Raw genomic sequence first — 16,770 nt, forward strand, 5'->3', positions numbered from 1 at the left:
GTGACGGTCCCCTTGCGGTCCGATTACGAATTGTCCGCAAAGTGGATGTTGCTCCACGTAGGGGATGGTTTCTCGCTAGGCTGCCGCGCACTCGCCACAAAGATGACGAATTGAGGAGTCATAGGATGACTTACGGTAACCAGGGCGATGGCGGCTACGGCTCGCAGCCGCCCGGCGGCGGCTACGGCCAGCAGCCCCCGAGTGGTGGCGGCTACGGGCAGCAGCCCCCGAGCGGCGGTGGCGGCTATGGCCAGCAGCCGCCCAGCGGCGGCGGCGGGTACGGCGGTGGCTACGGCCAGCAGCCCCCGAGCGGCGGTGGCTACGGCGGCGGTTACGGCCAGCAGCCCCCGAGTGGTGGCGGCTACGGGCAGCAGCCCCCCGGCGGTGGCGGTTACGGCGGGCAGCAGCCGCCGGACAACCACCTGGTCCCTGCCATCCTCACCACGCTGTTCTGCTGTCTGCCGCTCGGCATCGTGTCGATCGTCAAGTCGTCGCAGGTCAACTCGAAGTGGCAGGCCGGTGACTACCAGGGAGCCGTGCAGGCCTCCGAGGAAGCCAAGAAATGGTGGAAGTGGAGCCTGATCGCCGGCGCCATCTGGTGGGTGCTGATCATCATCTTCTACATCGTGGTGTTCGTCATCGCCGCCGCCAGCATGCCGTCCGGCTCCTACTAGGCCCCCGCGCGGGACGATCGGCATCCAGGGAAGGCGGATACTGAAAGCATGGGCATCGCAACAACCGAGCGGCACGGCACCGGCCGGCTCAAGGGCCTGCTGGCGCCGCTCGGTGTTGCGGCCGGGGCGGGCGCCGTGTTCGCGTTCGTGGGCGCGGTGGACCCCAACGAGCCCGGCCACTACCCGACCTGCCCGTTCCTGTGGCTGACCGGCCTCTACTGCCCGGGCTGCGGCACGCTCCGCACGATTCACGCCCTGGCCCACCTCGACCCGGTGGCGGCGCTCGGGCTCAACCCGCTCGCGGTGGCGATGATCCCGCTGCTGCTGTTCTGGTGGGGCAGATGGGTCGTAAGCGCCTGGAAGGGCAGGCCCAGGCGCACGACGCTCGCGCATCCGGCGTGGCTGTGGGCCTTCCTCGGGGTCGTCATGGTGTACTGGGTTGTCCGTAACCTGCCGTTCGGGGCGTTCCTCGCTCCCTAGTTGGGGGCCTGTGGTGAGGCGACCCCGCCAGGGCCGATACCATCGCAGGACAGGCCGAGAGCGTACGCGACGCGAACTCTCAGCCACCCCCACAGTCGACCGGAGGGACCCCAGCGCGTGAGTGAGCGGACGGAAGGGCCGAGTGTCCTCGACGACATCCTCGACGGGGTGCGCGCCGACCTCGCAGCACGTCAGCAGGCCGTGTCCTTGGACGAGCTCAAGCAGCGGGCCGAGCGGGCACATCCGCCCAGGGACGCGATGGCCGCGCTCGGGGGTGACAGGATCTCGGTGATCGCCGAGGTCAAGCGTTCGAGCCCGTCCAAGGGCGCGCTGGCCGCGATCGCCGACCCCGCCGCGCTGGCGGCCGACTACGAGGCCGGCGGCGCGCACGTCATCAGCGTGCTGACCGAGCGGCGCAAGTTCGGCGGCAGCCTCGACGACCTGGCCGCGGTCCGCGCCAGGGTCGACATCCCGATCCTGCGCAAGGACTTCATCCTCACCTCCTACCAGCTGTGGGAGGCCAGGGCCCACGGGGCCGACCTGGCGCTGCTGATGGTCGTCTGCCTGGAGCAGGAGGCCCTGGTGTCGCTGATCGAGCGGGCCGAGTCGATCGGGCTCACCCCGCTGGTCGAGGTGCACACCGAGGAGGAGCTCGACCGGGCGGTCGCCGCCGGGGCCCGGGTCATCGGGGTCAACGCCCGCAATCTGAAGACACTCGAGGTCGACCGCGAGGTCTTCGCGAAGCTGGCGCCGAAGATCCCCGATAATGTGATCAAGATTGCCGAGTCGGGCGTGCGCGGCCCGCACGACCTGCTCGCCTACGCCAGGGGCGGCGCCGACGCCGTCCTGGTGGGGGAGAGCCTGGTCACCGGCAAGGACCCGCGCAAGGCAGTGGAGGCGCTGGTGACCGCCGGCGCCCATCCATCGACGCGCCCCGACCACTCAGCAGAGGGATAGCAGTGGCAAACGAAGGCTCCATCCTGACCGCCGCGGACCTGGCGGGCAACGGCGCGCACGGGGACGACCCCGACGTGCACGGCAAGTTCGGCATCTTCGGCGGCAGGTTCGTGCCCGAGGCGCTCATCCCCGCGCTGGACGAGGTGGCCGCGGTCTACGACAAGGCCAAGAGCGACCCGGAGTTCCTGCGCGAGTTCGACCACCTGCTGCGGACCTACGCGGGCCGGCCCACCACGCTGACCGACGTGCGGCGCTTCAGCGAGCAGGCAGGCGGCGCCCGGATCATCCTCAAGCGCGAGGACCTCACCCACACCGGCGCCCACAAGATCAACAATGTGCTCGGCCAGGCCCTGCTGACCAAGCGGCTGGGCAAGAAGCGGGTGATCGCCGAGACCGGTGCCGGCCAGCACGGCGTGGCCACCGCCACCGCCGCGGCCCTGCTCGGCCTGGAGTGCGTCATCTACATGGGCGCCGTCGACTGCGAGCGCCAGGCGCTCAACGTGGCCAGGATGAAGCTGCTCGGCGCCACCGTCGTTCCGGTGACGAACGGCTCCCAGACGTTGAAGGACGCCATCAACGAGGCGTTCCGCGACTGGGTGACCAACGTCGACTCCACCCACTACCTGTTCGGCACGGTGGCCGGGCCGCACCCGTTCCCCGAGATCGTCCGCGACTTCGCCCGCATCATCGGCGTCGAGGCCCGCCGCCAGATGCTGGAGCTGACCGGCGGCCTGCCGGACGCGGTGTGCGCGGCCGTCGGCGGCGGCAGCAACGCGATCGGCATCTTCCACGCGTTCATCGGCGACGAGGCCGTCCAGTTGCACGGCTACGAGGCGGCCGGGCACGGCCTGGAGAGCGGCGAGCACGCGCTCACGCTCACCGCCGGCTCGGTCGGCGTCCTGCACGGTTCGCGCACCTACGTGCTGCAGGACGACGAGGGGCAGACCATCGAGTCCCACTCCATCTCGGCCGGGCTCGACTACCCGGGCGTCGGCCCCGAGCACGCCTGGCTCAAGGACTCCGGACGCGCGACCTACCACGGCATCACCGACGACGAGGCGATGGCCGCGTTCTCGCTCCTGGCGAGGACCGAGGGCATCATCCCCGCCATCGAGTCCTCCCACGCCCTGGCGGGTGCGCTGCAGCTCGGCCGCGAGCTCGGCCCCGAGGCGACCATCCTGGTCAACCTCTCCGGGCGCGGTGACAAGGACATGGGCACGGCCATGAAGTACTTCAACCTGTAGGCCGGCCGGCCGGCTCGTGGCCTGGCCGCCGGCGCAGGCGACGGCAGCCGCTCCGCCCCCTGCACGCCCGGCAGGCGGGCAGGAGGCGCGACAGGCGGTGATGCCCAGCACGGCAGGTCGCGCGGGCGGGTGCGGCGGCAGGGCATCATGGTGAGACTCGACCATCGGAAACGGACAGACATGACGACTCTTCAGACGGCGTTCGCCAAGGCGAAGGCGGACAACCGGGCCGCGCTCGTCGGCTACCTGCCCGCGGGCTTCCCCTCCAAGGGCGGCGACGTCGCCGCCGCCGCGGCCCTGGTGGAAGCCGGCTGCGACGTCATCGAGATCGGCCTGCCCTACTCCGACCCGCTCATGGACGGGCCGACGATCCAGGACGCGGTGCACAGGTCGCTGACCAACGGCACGCGCATCGCCGACGTCATGCGCACGGTCGAAGGGGTGGCCGCCACCGGCGCCGCCACGCTCGTCATGACGTACTGGAACCCGATCGACAAATACGGCGCCGAGCGGTTCGCCCGCGACCTCGCCAACGCCGGCGGCGTCGGGACCATCACGCCCGACCTGACGCCCGAGGAGTCCGAGCCGTGGCGCACGGCCTCGGCGAACGCCGGCATCGACACGGTGTTCCTGGTGGCCCCCAGCTCGACGGAGGAGCGCATCAAGGCCGTCGTCGACTGCTGCACCGGATTCGTGTACGCGGCGTCGCTGATGGGCGTCACGGGCGCCAGGGAGACCGTCAACGTGGCCGCCGAGGGCCTGGTCAAGCGCACGAGGGCGCACACGGACCTGCCGGTCTGCGTGGGCCTCGGAGTGGGCACGGGCGCGCAGGCGGCGGAGGTGGCGGCCTACGCCGACGGGGTCATCGTGGGGTCGGCGTTCATCCGGCGCATCCTGGACGCGCCCGGCGAGGCGGCCGGGCGGGAGTCGATCGCCACGCTGGCCAGGGACATGGCGCAGGGCGTGCGCCGCTGACGTGTTCTCGCAGAGCGCGGTTCCCCGGCGCCGGGGGGCCGCGCTTTACGGTTTCTGTCAGATGAAGCAAAGATCTGGCGCGTAGGTCCTTGGCGGCGGCGCCGTGCCGGGTGATGATCGGGGCTCCCGAGCGGTGTGACGCATGACCCGGAAGGACACCTATGCGTCAAGGTCCCGTTGTCTTAGCAGCAGCCCTCGCACTCGCGGCCACGGCCATGGCCGCCCCGGCCCTCGCCGACCCCGGCGCGCAGGCCGGATCGCGGCCGCCCACGCCGGCTCCGTCGCCCACATATGAGCTGCCTTCTCCCGACTTCTCGCCGAGCGGCCCGCCGCCGCCCAGCCCCACGGTGCAGAACCTGGCGCCCACGCCCGCCCAGGTGGCCGAACCGATCGCGATCGCGTCCGCGGACTTACGCGTCGAGCTGGACCCGGGGTTCCCGCGCGTCCTGCGGTACACCCACCTGGCGAGCGGCGCCACGCTCGGCGGCAGCGCCGGCGAGCCCGCGGTCGTGCTGAACGGCCGGCCGCACACCGCCACCGTCGCGCTGTCCGGGAACGACGGCGCGACCGCTCGCTACCGGCTGACCTTCCCCGGCCTGCCCGGCGTCGCGCTGGGGGCGAGCATCGGGGTCAAGGGCCGGGTGACGACGTTCAGGATCGACTCGGTGTCCGACACCGAGGCGTTCCGCGTCGGCACGATCGATCTGCCCGGCCACGACCTGGTGTCGGTCTCGAGCGAGCAGCCGGGCGCCGCCACCGCGTTCACCAGGCTCGATCCGAACTCCACCCGCACCGCGGACGTGTTCGCCCGGGTCGCCGGGGACACCGCGCCCGACGCGGCCCCGGTCGGGGCGACGTACGCGATCGTGAACACCGACCGGCTGGCGGCGGCGATCGAGTCGAACTCCACCTATGACCGCCCCTCGGGCGTCACCGACCGGGACGCCGCCAGGTTCTGGCACCAGGCCAGGAAGGACCCGGCCGGGACGGTCACCGTGGGCGTGTGGAGCGGGCAGTGGACGTACCGGGCGGCGGGCTCGCCGTTCACCGAGGAGGCGCCCTGGGCCAAGGTCGTGGTCACCCCCGACGCCAACGGTGACGAGACGGTGGACTGGCAGGACGGCGCGGTCGCGTTCCGGGGCATCGGCGTCAAGGCGCTGGGCGCGGAGCGGACCAGGGACCGGGTGGTGATCCACATCCCGTTCAACTTCTCCAGCCAGGCCACGCACCCGTTCCTGCGCACGCTCGACGACGTCAAGCGGATCTCGCTGGCCACCGACGGTCTCGGCCAGCTGGCGCTGCTCAAGGGCTACCAGTCCGAAGGGCACGACGCTGCGCACCCCGACTACGGCGGCAACTACAACCGCCGCGCCGGCGGTCTGAAGGACCTCAACACGCTGCTCAAGGCCGGCAAGGGCTGGAACGCCACGTTCGGCGTGCACGTCAACGCCACCGAGTCCTACCCCGAGGCCAAGAACTTCAGCGAGCAGCTCGTCAACAAGGACGCCAAGGGCTGGAACTGGCTCGACCAGGCGTACCTGATCGACCAGCGCGGCGACCTGACCAGGGGGACGCTCGCCCGGAGGTTCGCGCAGCTGCGCGGGGAGACCGACAGGAACCTCGCGGTGTTGTACGTGGACGTGTTCCGGCCGTTCGGCTGGGTCGCCGACCGCACGCTGGCCGAGCTGCGCGCGCAGGGCTGGCAGGTGACCACGGAATGGTCGGACAAGCTGGAACGGTCGTCGCTGTGGGCGCACTGGGCCAACGACCTGAACTACGGCGGGGTCACCAACAAGGGGCTGAACTCGCAGATCATCCGATTCATCCGCAACGACGAGAAGGACGTCTGGAACGCCCACCCGATCCTCGGCAACGCCCGCATCGTCGAGTTCGAGGGCTGGACGGCGGAGAACGACTTCACCGCCTTCTACCGCAACATCTGGGAGCACAATCTGCCGGCCAAGTTCCTGCAGCACCACAAGATCATCGACTGGAACGCCGACGAGATCGTCTTCACCGGCGGCGTGCGCGGCACGAACCGGAACGGCCGGCGTGAGTGGTTCGCGGGCGGGCGCAAGGTGCTCGACGGCGGCACGTACCTGCTGCCGTGGCAGGGCAGGCACTACCACTACAACCCGGCGGGCGGCGAGACCACGTGGGACGCCGACCGGCCGATGACCGTCTACCGGCTCACCGACCAGGGCCGCGTCCCCGTGGGGACGGTCACTCCCGTCGGCGGGAAGATCACGCTGCGGGCCGAGGCGGGCGTGCCGTACGTGCTCTACCCCGGCAAGGCGCCCAAGCTGCCCGATCCCGGATGGGGGCAGGGCAGCGGGGTGCGTGACCCCGGATTCAACGGCGACCGGCTCGACGGATGGCGGGTCAGCGGGCCTGTGAGCGTCGAGAGGAACGACCTGGGCCACCGGGTGGCCCGGCTGGCCGGCGGCGCCCAGGCACGGCTCGAGCAGCGGCTGACGGGCCTGGAGCCGGGGCGTACGTACACCGCGTCGGCGTTCGTCGAGGTCGAGCCGGGCAAGACGCGTCCGACCACCCTGGAGGCAGGCGGCCAGGCGGTGACGATCGAGCGGTCCACGGCCAAGAACTACATCGCCTCCGACGAGAAGCACGACACCTACTTCCAGCGGGTCAAGGTCACCTTCACCGCGCCCGGGGACGCGGTCACGTTGCGGATCACGGCCGCCGGCGCGCCCGGGGACGTGCGGGTGGACGACGTGCGCGTGTTCCGGCGGGAGCCGCCGGGCCGGGTCGAGACGTTCGAGTCGGCCGAGCCCGGGTGGGGGCCGTTCGTGAAGGGGGACGCGGGCGGGTCGTTCGACGCGCGCACCCACCTGGCCGAGCGGCACGAGCCGTACACGCAGGCCGGGTGGAACGGCAAGACGGTCGACGACGTGCTGAACGGCGACTGGTCGCTCAAGGCCCACGAGGAGCGGCAGGGGCTGATCTACCGTACGCTGCCGTGGACCGCGCGGTTCGAGGCCGGGCGCGCGTACGAGGTGTCGTTCAGCTATCAGAACGCGCAGGCGGACACGTACCAGTGGGTGACCGGCTACGACGCGGGCGGCGCGAGTGTGGAGACGCGGCGCACGCCCATCCCCGAGCGGCGCACCACCGCCACCTTCACCGAGCGGGTGGTCGGCGGGTGCGGTGACGTGTGGGTCGGGCTGCGCTCGCTCCGGCCCGAGCAGGCCGGAGCCGACTTCATCCTGGACGACTTCTCCGTCACCGACCTCGGGCCCGCGCAGGACGCGCCGGCCTGCGGGTCGCTGGAGCTGGCGCCCGCCTCGGCGGCGTTCGAGCAGGGCGCCGCGAACGACGTCACCACCACGTTCACCAACCGGGAGGACGCGGCGGCGGCCGATGTGCGGGTGACACTGGAAGCGCCGGAAGGCTGGGCCGTCGCCGGCGACGGAACCGGGAGCGTCGAGCCCGGCGGCCGGCTCACCACGACGTGGAAGGTCACCCCGCCCGCCGACGCCCCCTACGACGTCTACGACCTGAAGGCCGCCGTGTCCTACACCGTCGGCGGCGTGGCGAAGACGCTGACGGCCTCGGTACGCGTACGGACCCTGCCGCCGCCTCCCCAGGCCGACGCCTACGCCAGCGACCTGGAGTGGGTCAGCGCCGACAACGGCTGGGGGCCCGTCGAGCGCGACCGGTCCAACGGCGACACCGGCGAGGCCGACGGCGGGCCGATCGTCATCGGCGGGCGGACCTTCGCCAAGGGGCTCGGCACGCACGCCCCAGCCAAGATCCGCTTCTATCTGAACGGGCGGTGCACGGAGTTCCGCGCGTTCGTCGGGGTGGACGACGTGCAGGCCACGCGGGGGTCGGTGCGGTTCGGCGTGGTGGCCGACGGCGTGGAGCGGGCGCGCAGCCCGGTGCTGCGCGCCGCCGACCCGGCGTACGAGCTGGTCGCCGACCTGACCGGCGCCCGCTACGTGGACCTCGTGGCCGACGACGCGGGCGACGGCAACGGCAACGACCACGCCGACTGGGGGGAGGCCAGGCTCATCTGCGGCTGAACCCGGCATCTGTTCGCAAAAGCCCAGGTGAGAGCATGAAAATGTCACTTAGCTGACGCTTATCTCGGGCGTGGTCGGATGGATCCCGGTACTGTGCGCCTCCCGGCACAGAGGCAGAGGAGAGTGACCCGTGGCCGCGTCGCAACCATCACACAACGCTAAGAGGGCGATACCCTGGGTGACGACCGTCGCGCGGCTCGTTCTGGGCGGAGTGCTGATCGTTGCGGGCGCGCTCAAGATCGGCAACCCGTCGGACTCCGTCGTGGCGGTCAAGGCTTACCAGCTGCTGCCCGAGTCGATAGCCGTCCCGGTGGGCTACGTCCTGCCGATTCTGGAGATCGTCGTCGGCGTGCTGCTGGTCGTCGGTCTGCTGACCAGGGTGGCCGCCGTGATCGCGGGGCTGCTCATGTTCGCGTTCGTGTTCGGCATCGCCTGGGCGTGGGCGAACGGCCTGCGGATCGACTGCGGCTGTTTCGGCGGCGGCGGCCAGCTGGGGAAGGGGCAGGAGCCCACCTACCTGCTCGACATCCTGCGTGACTTCGGCCTCGTACTGCTCGGCGCCTGGACCGTCCGTTTCCCGCCGGGCCGCTTCGCGCTCGACGGAGCCCTCGGCCTGGGGGGCGACAGTGCAGACGACGAGGAGGACGACCAATGAGCAAGGGCGATCGTACGAAGACCAAGTCCGCCCGCGAGAAGATCAAGGAGCAGCAGGCCGCCGCACGGGCGCGCGACAAGCGCCGGCGACTGGTGACGTACGTGACCGCCGGCGTGGTCGCGGTGGCCGCGGTCGGGCTCGGCTGGTTGTACGCGGCCACCACCTCGAGCCCGGAGGAGGCCTCGGCAGGGCTCGCACCGATCACCGTGCAGCCCGACGGCAGTGTCGTGATGGCCCAGAACGGCGTCACGAAGCCCGTCGTCGACATCTATGAGGACTTCCAGTGCCCGGCCTGCAAGGAGGCCGAGCGGGTCAGCGGGCAGACGTTCAAGAACCTCGCCGCCGAGGGCAAGGCCAAGGTCGTCTACCACCCCATCACGATCTTCTCCCAGGAGCCCACCAAGTCCAACTCCGTGCGTGCGGGCAGCGCCGCCCGGTGCATCGCCGACGGCAAGCAGTGGATGGCCTTCCACGACCTGCTCTTCAAGAACCAGCCGGCCGAGACCGTCGAGGGCTTCACCAACGACCAGCTCGTGGAGTGGGGCAAGCAGGCCGGGGTGACCGCGCCGGACTTCCAGCAGTGCGTCACCTCGGGCAAGAACGCTCAGGCGCAGCTGTCGTACAGTGAAAAGATCATGACGGAGCAGAAGTTGAACAGTACGCCGACCGTGAAGTTGAACGGAACAGAAATAGACAATCAGGTAGTCTTCAGTCCCCAGCAACTGCGCGATGCGATTACGAAGGCGGCTAAGTAGGCGCGCTTCCGCTACCCTCACCTGACATGCCCCTTGCCTCGATTCCCAGCCCCTCAGAGGGGGTCTGGTATCTCGGAATCATCCCGATCCGGGCTTATGCACTCTGCATCGTGCTCGGCGTCATCGTCGCCGTCTGGCTGAGCGAGCGGCGTTGGCGCGCCCGCGGTGGCCACAAGGGGACGATCGTCGACATCGCCGTCCCCGCGGTCATCTTCGGCCTCATCGGCGGACGCCTCTACCACGTCATCACCGACTGGCAGACCTACTTCGGCAGCCGGGCGATCAAGGAGCCTTACCAGGCGCTGTTCATCTGGGAGGGCGGCCTCGGCATCTGGGGCGCGATCGCCCTCGGCGCCCTCGGCGTCTGGTGGGCCGTGCGCAACCGCGGCATCTCCTTCAGCGCCATGGCCGACACGGTCGCGCCCGGCATCGCCTTCGCCCAAGGCATCGGCCGGTGGGGCAACTGGTTCAACCAGGAGCTCTACGGCTCGCCGACCACGCTGCCGTGGGGCCTGGAGATCGACGCCGACCACGGGGGAGAGCCCGGCGTGCTCTACCACCCGACCTTCCTGTACGAGTCGATCTGGGACGTGGCACTCGGCTTCGCGCTCATTTTCGCGGGCCGGCGGTTCGCGCTGCACCACGGGCGGCTGTTCGCCCTCTACGTCGCCGGTTACACGTTGGGCCGCTTCTGGATCGAGGGGCTGCGCATCGACCCGGTCGGCGGGGTCGACCACGCGGTGACGTTCCTCGGGATGCGGATCAACCAGTGGACGTCGATCGTGCTGTTCGTCGGGGCGCTGGTCTACCTCTGGATGACCAGGAACAAGCAGGGCGTGGAGGTCGTCGTGCCGGCGTCCGCCGACGGGGCGGACCCGGCACACCCGGCAGACCAGGCCGACGCCGACTCCCCGGACACGACCACCGAGGACAGCGGCCCGGCTGCCGCGGAGGCGGCCGAGCGGACCGGTGACGACGCGGATACGACCGGCGAGGCCAGGGGTGGCGAGGCCGGCGACGACACGGCCGAGACCGAGAGGGCCGAGGGCAGCGGGACCGACGATGGCCCGGCTGAGTCCCCCGACGCGGACGACAGGTCCGACGCGGACACGGTCGCCTCCACGGACGCGGCCGCCTCCACGGACACGGACGCGGACACCGCCGACCGCGCCGACGCTGCCGACGCCGACGCCGACGCCGACGCCGACGCCGACGGAGCCGAGGCTGAGCGCGCCGAAGCCGGCGAGGCCGAAGCCGAGCGCGCCGAAGCCGTGGCCGGGGACCGGTCCGAAGGCGTGACGAAGGAGAAGAACTCGCGATGAGCGGCCGCGCGGAGGCCCACCACCAGCACCGCGACGTCACAGGGGGTTGGTTGCGACCCTCGGTGTTCGGCGCGATGGACGGTTTGGTGTCGAACTTCGCGCTCATCGCGGGTGTCGCCGGCGGCACCACGAACACCAAGGTCATCGCCCTCGGCGGCGTCGCCGGCCTGGCCGCCGGTGCCCTGTCCATGGCGGGCGGCGAATACGTGTCGGTGGCCAGCCAGCGCGAGCTCGCCCAGGCCGAGATCGCCGTCGAGCGGCGTGAGCTCGACCGCCATCCCGACGACGAGCGGGCCGAGCTGGCTCAGTCGTTCGTCGACAAGGGCGTGGAGCCGGGCCTGGCCGCCGAGGTGGCCAGGCAGATCTCCCAGAACCCGGACCGGGCGCTGGAGGTCCACGCCCGTACCGAGCTGGGCGTCGTCCCCGGTGAGCTGCCGTCGCCGATGCTGGCCGCGGTGTCATCGTTTCTGTCCTTTGCGGTGGGGGCGGTGCTGCCGCTGCTGCCGTACGTGTTCGCGGCCGAAGGGCTGGTGGAGTCTGCGGTGGTGTCCTGCGTGGCGCTGTTCGGGGCGGGCGCGATCGTGTCGGCTGTGACGGCACGCAGCTGGTGGTATTCCGGGCTGCGTCAGCTCGTGGTGGGCGCGCTGGCGGCCGGGGTCACGTTCGGCGTCGGCAGCCTGATCGGGTCGACGGGGCTGTGATGGCCCGCAGACGAGCCGGATCCCGTCCCAAGAGCGGCAGCCCGGGGACGGATCACGCAGGCCTGAACGGCGGCGACGTACCGGGTGGCGGGTTCACGGGCGGTGACGTTCCGGGCTTGGGCGGCGGTGTCCCTGGCATGGGTGGCTTGGGCGGCGGTGTCCCGGGCACCGAGGTCCGCGGCCAGGCTGGTGGCGGCCTTCCGGGTGGCGATTACGGCGGCTGGTCGGCGGGCGCGTATGGCGGCGGTGCCGCCGGAGGTCCTCAGCCGGCGGCGGGCGGGTACGACCATGCTCCTGCTCCTGGTCCTCAGCCGGCGGCAAGCGGGTACGACCTTGCTCCTGCTCCTGGTCCTCAGCCGGCGGCAAGCGGGTACGGCAACACTGCGGCCGCCGGGCCTCAGCCGGTAGGCGGGTATGGCTACGGTGCGGGCACCGGTCCTCAGCCGGCCACTGGCGCTCACTCGGCTGACGGGTCGCCCATTGATCACCGTGCGGCGGACGGCTTGGACGGTGGTGGCCGGTCGGCGCGCTCGCGGGGCCGTGGCCGCACATCGGAAGGCAGACGTTCCGGCGGTCGATCCGCGACGGGCGCGCACGGTGGCGGCCAGGCGCCGGGCGTCACGAGTGGAGAGAGCTGGTACACGCCAGGCGCTGACGATGGCCGCGATTCGATGACCGGCGCCCACCGCGGTGAACGAGCCATGGCTGCCGGCGCTGGGCCGGCGACACCTGCCGATCGCGGCGGCTTCCCGGTTCCCGCCGCGAGTGACAGCGGTGCCTCGCCGGGGGATGTGGGAGAAGGTCGCCGGTCGGCCTCCCGCCTCGGCAGGCGCCGCCGATCGCCGGCGGGCATCGGTGAGGACAGCCGGTCCCTTGCGGGTGCCGGTGGGGATGGCCGGTCGCTTGCGGGTGCCGGTGGGGATGGCCGGTCGGTTCCGGGTGACGGCGGCTCGTCTGCGGGTGTCCGTGAGGGCGGACGATCCTTTGCCGGTGTCCGTGAGGAGGGCCGCTCGTCTGCCGGTGTCCGTGACGAGGGGCGGTCGACTGCGGGTTTCCGTGAGGACGGCCGTTTGCCCGCAGGCATCGGGGAGGATGGCCGGTCGCCGGCGGGTGAAGGGCGTCAGGTTGCCGACGGGGTCGGCCGCGGGCGGCGATCACGAGGTGGCCGGCGGGCGGTGGAGGCCGATGACGATGACGGCTCGTTGATTGCTGGTGCCGGTGTCGGTATCGGTGGCGGTGGGCGGTCGGCGGAGGGAGCCGATGAGGGGGAAGGCCGTGGCGTGGCCGCGTCCCGTAAGCGGCGGCGTACCCCGCGCTCGGACTGGCAGTTCCCGCTGCTCACCGACTTGGGCCTCCGGCCGGAGCAGCAGCGGTTGATCGTCATCATCGCCACGGTCGTAGGCGTCCTGGCGAGCGCGGCCGGCCTGGTGGCCGTCGTCGGCTCGATCGGCGATTACTCGTCCGAACGGCAGGCCAGCGCCGCCGTGCTGGGTGCCGACACGACGTTGCCGCAGGTGTTCCGCGGGTGGGGCTCACCCAAGCTGTTCGACCCCGTCGCCGACAGGAGCAAGGACAGCCGTGCGCTCACGGAGAAGGAGGTGTTCGCACAGACCGAGCTGGCGGTGAGCAAGAAGCTCAAACTCAAGCTCGTCGCCAAGCAACTGGACACCGACTGCTCAGCCGCGCTGTGGGGCCAGACCCTCCTCGAACGGGTGTCGGACGCCGAATGCACCCAGGTCGCGCGCGGCCTCTACGCCAGCTCCGACGGCAGGTACGTCGGCCAGTACACGCTGCTCAACCTGAAAGACGGCCAGTCGGCGGCCGAGCTGGTCGAGTCGTTGAAGACCCTTTACCGAGGCGGCTGGGCACGTCCCCTGACCTCGTCCAAGGGCACCTTCCCCGCGGGCGGGCACTCGGAGGCGGGCGGCTACGCCCTCGGCCACTATGTCGGCCTCGTCTGGCTCGGCAGGATCGACGGCACGGAGCCCGGCGCCAAGGACGACTTCGTCTCGCTCGCGCTCGCCCTGCGCGGGGCCGAGAAGGCCGTTTACCGCCGTGTCGTCTCCATCACGGGGGCGTCCTCCTGATGCGTGCGCAGCCAAGCGTCTGCGACGGTCATCGCGTTGCCCCCGTGCCCGGCCGGGCCGTGGTGATCCGTCATGTCGTCAGCTTCAGGGGAGCGGCCGGCTGATGTCCCGACGTGTCGTCATCTCCGTCGTGGTCGCCAGCGTGGTGATCATCGCCGTGGCCGGGTGGCTGTGGTTGCGGCGGGACGATCCCCGGCCCACCAATTTCCACGGCGAGTCCACGTCCGCCTTCTACACCGCCATCGACACCCGTCAGAACGACACCAAGCCGCTGACCACGCAGGAGATCTTCACCCCCGCGACCCAGACCCTGGGCACCATGCGCCTGGAGTCCACGGAGGAGTTCACCGATTGTGACGACGCACTCTGGGGTGTCTCCGCCACGGGGTGCACGCAGGCGCTGCAGGGCACGTACAAGGGGAGCGCGGTCGCGGGCCAGTTCGTCATCTTCAACCTGAGCGACGGCCGTGCGGCCGACGCGTTGGTGGCCGCGCTGGGCAAGGACGGCTTCGTTCGGCAGGGCATCCTGTTCGACGCGGCCGGCAGCCGAGCTCAGGCCCGTGCCATGGGCCACTACGTGACGGTGAGCTGGGTCGGCGGCCAGGCGCCCGCCCAGGAACTGATCGCCGCCCTGGTCGCGCTCGACGGCCTCGGACGTGTGGTCCAAGGGCGGATCGTCGCCGCGACCTGACGACGGTGGCTCTCGGCCGGGATCTCGGTGAGAGCTCTCAGGTGGTCGTCGTGAGGGCCGAGACCGTCGCCGCCACCGCCTGCGGAAGGGCGCTCAGGCGGTGGAGCGGCGCCTCCAGCGGGGTGAGGTCATCCGACCACGGGGCGGCCTCGCGGATGAGAGCGCGGGCCTCGTTCTTGGTGAGCGTCGTGCCCTGGGCGTGGGCCACCGCGATGAGCCCCTCCCGCCACGTGTTGGCCAGCTTGGCGTGGCCGTTGTCCAGGATCCTGCGCAGGACGGTCGCGGCCTCGCCGTCGGGCTGGGGGAGGCGTACGGCGTCGAGCGTGCCTGCGTCGTCGGTGCTCGACGTGTAGACAGTGGCCAGCACGTCAGGGAGCGGCTGGAGGCCGGTCCCGATCACGCGGACGTGCGCGGCGCGGGTGGCCAGCAGCAGGCGGGGGAGTGCGGCCTCCAGTCCGGGAGGCACGGCGATGGCCACGCGGTCCACAGCGGCCGCATAGGGCTTGGCCGGCCAGGTCGCCAGCTTGACCCGGGGCTGGGGAAGGTCCTTCGGCCAGTCGCCCACCAGCAGGTCTGCGTGGAAGTCCGGCGGCAGGCCGGGGGCGGGTGAGGGGGCGCCTGGATGGCCCCTGTGCGGGGCTGAGAGGGTGTTTTGAGCCGATTCGACCGATTGTGGGCCCTGAGTATAGATGGCGGTCGTCAGGCGGCTCAGACGGGACGTCACGGCCGGCCGTGACTTGGTCGTGGGGCGGAGGATGTACAGGTCAGCGGCGGAGCCGATGGCCTCCGCGCCGAAATAGCGGTTGAAGTCGGGGTAGATCGCCTCGTACGTGAGGTTGAGCTCCGACAGGGCCTGCTGCACCTTGAAGGCCAGCATCGGTGTGCGCTCGCTCGCCCCGTAGGCCAGCAGCACCCGTCCCTCGTCCGTCAAGCCCTCAACGGCGCGCGCCACGAACAGGCCGGTGCCCTCCGGCGTGTACGGGGGATCGGTGAGCGCCAGGTCATGGTCCCTGGCGGAGGCGGGCAGGCCGAGGCGCAGGTCGGCCCAGCGTGTGCGGACGCCCAGCTCCTGGTCGTCGATGTAGGCCAGGATGCGCTCGTCGATGTCGACCACGGTCACGTCGGTCTCCGGGTGGACGAGCTTGACGGCCAGCGACGTGAGGTCGTGGTCGCCGACGCACAGCAGGCGCGTGCCGGGCAGCCAGTAGCGGGCGCCGAGCAGGAGTGCGCGCCGCAGCACGGTGTCCGGCGTGGCGGACACGTGGTCCAGCACATGACGGGAACGTGGGGCCCCGGCGATCAGCTCGGTGAGGCGTTCCAGGACGTGAGCGTAGTGCGGGACCAGGTGGGCCACCGGGTCCTCGGGAGGCGGGGCTACGGCGAGGAGGTCCTGATAGTCGGGTGTGTGGGTGAGCGGCACCCGGAAGCGGTCCCCGGCCCGCTCCAGGGGCAACTCGCGAAGCAGGGCCTCGATCGTGCGCCTTGACGTGGCGGTGGACCGGACCAGGCTCGCGAGCGTCCACCACTTGCCGTCGCACAGGAGCGCCAGCGCATGCCGCAGCCGTCTGCTCTCCGCGCCTGCGGCGCCGAGCAGGCGTTCCAGGCCGTCCCGTTCCATCCGGACCTGCCCTACGCCGTCACGCCCCGCATCGACCCGCTCCATGGTGCAACCCTATCGAGCGCCCTCCGCCCATCCTGCCGCTGCCGCCCCTCCGCCGACGGGACGGCCCCGAGAAGGTGGGGGCCGGAGTGTAGGAGGCGGCGAGGGAGACCGACTCCGCCCGAGACATGGAGGGCCGAGAGCGATCATGGAGCGGTGAGTCGAACGGATCTCGGGAGCGCTGGGTTGGAGGGCCATTGGGAGTCATGGTCTAGAGGTGGCCGATGAGTGCCAGCAGCGTATTGGGGTCAGCGCGGCGTTTGACGTAAGAGGGGCCTGTGGGAGAGAGGAGTGCTACGAGGCGGGGGAGGCGCCGGCTGGTCCGGGCTGGGGTGGGCGGCGGAGGGTGGGAGGAAAATCGCTCTCTGTGGCGTAAATCGCTGCTCGGATCGGGAATTTCGCCGCCCACGCCCGAGGTTTGGGATAGGGAGTTCGGATGCTGGGACGGGCTCGAATGTTCGCAATGCGGACGTGGCGGGCACCATTCCGGCAGGGTGCGGTAATCTCTACCCACGATATGCAGCAG

The 16,770-nt window shown here is 71.1% G+C and carries 13 protein-coding genes; 12 read left to right on the top strand and 1 reads right to left on the bottom strand.

Going from position 1 to position 16,770, the window contains the following annotated elements; genetic code table 11:
* Positions 1 to 125: 125 nt before the first annotated feature.
* From EDD27_RS09470 to EDD27_RS09530, 12 genes are all read left to right on the top strand, one after another.
* Complete coding sequence (locus tag EDD27_RS09470; protein ID WP_127932060.1) at positions 126 to 674, top strand: CD225/dispanin family protein; 549 nt, start codon at positions 126 to 128, stop codon at positions 672 to 674.
* A gap of 48 nt (positions 675 to 722) precedes the next feature.
* Positions 723 to 1,154, top strand: coding sequence for a DUF2752 domain-containing protein (locus EDD27_RS09475; RefSeq protein ID WP_127932061.1), 432 nt, complete (start codon positions 723 to 725; stop codon positions 1,152 to 1,154).
* Positions 1,155 to 1,271: 117 nt separating this feature from the next.
* On the top strand, positions 1,272 to 2,111 hold the full coding sequence (trpC, locus tag EDD27_RS09480; protein ID WP_127932062.1) for an indole-3-glycerol phosphate synthase TrpC: 840 nt from the start codon (positions 1,272 to 1,274) through the stop codon (positions 2,109 to 2,111).
* Positions 2,112 to 2,149: 38 nt separating this feature from the next.
* Positions 2,150 to 3,355: a tryptophan synthase subunit beta gene (trpB, locus tag EDD27_RS09485; RefSeq protein ID WP_127940582.1), complete on the top strand. Its 1,206-nt coding sequence runs from the start codon at positions 2,150 to 2,152 to the stop codon at positions 3,353 to 3,355.
* Positions 3,356 to 3,535: 180 nt separating this feature from the next.
* Positions 3,536 to 4,330 carry a tryptophan synthase subunit alpha gene (trpA, locus tag EDD27_RS09490; RefSeq protein WP_127932063.1) on the top strand — a complete coding sequence of 265 codons (795 nt, stop codon included), beginning with the start codon at positions 3,536 to 3,538 and terminating at the stop codon, positions 4,328 to 4,330.
* Between the two features lie 161 nt (positions 4,331 to 4,491).
* Complete coding sequence (locus tag EDD27_RS09495; protein WP_206641324.1) at positions 4,492 to 8,373, top strand: endo-alpha-N-acetylgalactosaminidase family protein; 3,882 nt, start codon at positions 4,492 to 4,494, stop codon at positions 8,371 to 8,373.
* Between the two features lie 178 nt (positions 8,374 to 8,551).
* The gene (locus tag EDD27_RS09500; protein ID WP_127932064.1) at positions 8,552 to 9,028 is read left to right on the top strand and encodes a MauE/DoxX family redox-associated membrane protein; all 477 of its coding nucleotides are present in this window, start codon (positions 8,552 to 8,554) and stop codon (positions 9,026 to 9,028) included.
* Complete coding sequence (locus tag EDD27_RS09505) at positions 9,025 to 9,783, top strand: DsbA family protein (protein WP_127932065.1); 759 nt, start codon at positions 9,025 to 9,027, stop codon at positions 9,781 to 9,783. Before EDD27_RS09500 ends, EDD27_RS09505 begins: the two co-directional genes overlap by 4 nt.
* Positions 9,784 to 9,893: 110 nt before the next feature.
* Positions 9,894 to 11,105: a prolipoprotein diacylglyceryl transferase gene (lgt, locus tag EDD27_RS09510; protein WP_241563939.1), complete on the top strand. Its 1,212-nt coding sequence runs from the start codon at positions 9,894 to 9,896 to the stop codon at positions 11,103 to 11,105.
* On the top strand, positions 11,102 to 11,806 hold the full coding sequence (locus EDD27_RS09515; protein ID WP_127932067.1) for a VIT1/CCC1 transporter family protein: 705 nt from the start codon (positions 11,102 to 11,104) through the stop codon (positions 11,804 to 11,806). The genes lgt and EDD27_RS09515 overlap by 4 nt, the downstream gene beginning before the upstream one ends.
* Before the next feature lie 1,280 nt (positions 11,807 to 13,086).
* Entirely contained in the window at positions 13,087 to 13,893 is an 807-nt protein-coding gene (locus tag EDD27_RS09525; RefSeq protein WP_127932068.1) for a hypothetical protein, read from the top strand.
* 103 nt (positions 13,894 to 13,996) lie between these two features.
* The gene (locus EDD27_RS09530) at positions 13,997 to 14,584 is read left to right on the top strand and encodes a hypothetical protein (RefSeq protein WP_127932069.1); all 588 of its coding nucleotides are present in this window, start codon (positions 13,997 to 13,999) and stop codon (positions 14,582 to 14,584) included.
* 37 nt (positions 14,585 to 14,621) lie between these two features.
* Here the strand turns inward: EDD27_RS09530 and EDD27_RS09535 are convergent, their stop codons facing one another.
* A complete protein-coding gene (locus EDD27_RS09535) occupies positions 14,622 to 16,247 on the bottom strand; it encodes a bis-aminopropyl spermidine synthase family protein (protein WP_241563940.1) in 1,626 nt (541 codons plus the stop codon).
* Between the last annotated feature and the right edge of the window lie 523 nt (positions 16,248 to 16,770).

The organism is Nonomuraea polychroma (assembly GCF_004011505.1).
In the GTDB taxonomy this organism is placed as follows: domain Bacteria; phylum Actinomycetota; class Actinomycetes; order Streptosporangiales; family Streptosporangiaceae; genus Nonomuraea; species Nonomuraea polychroma.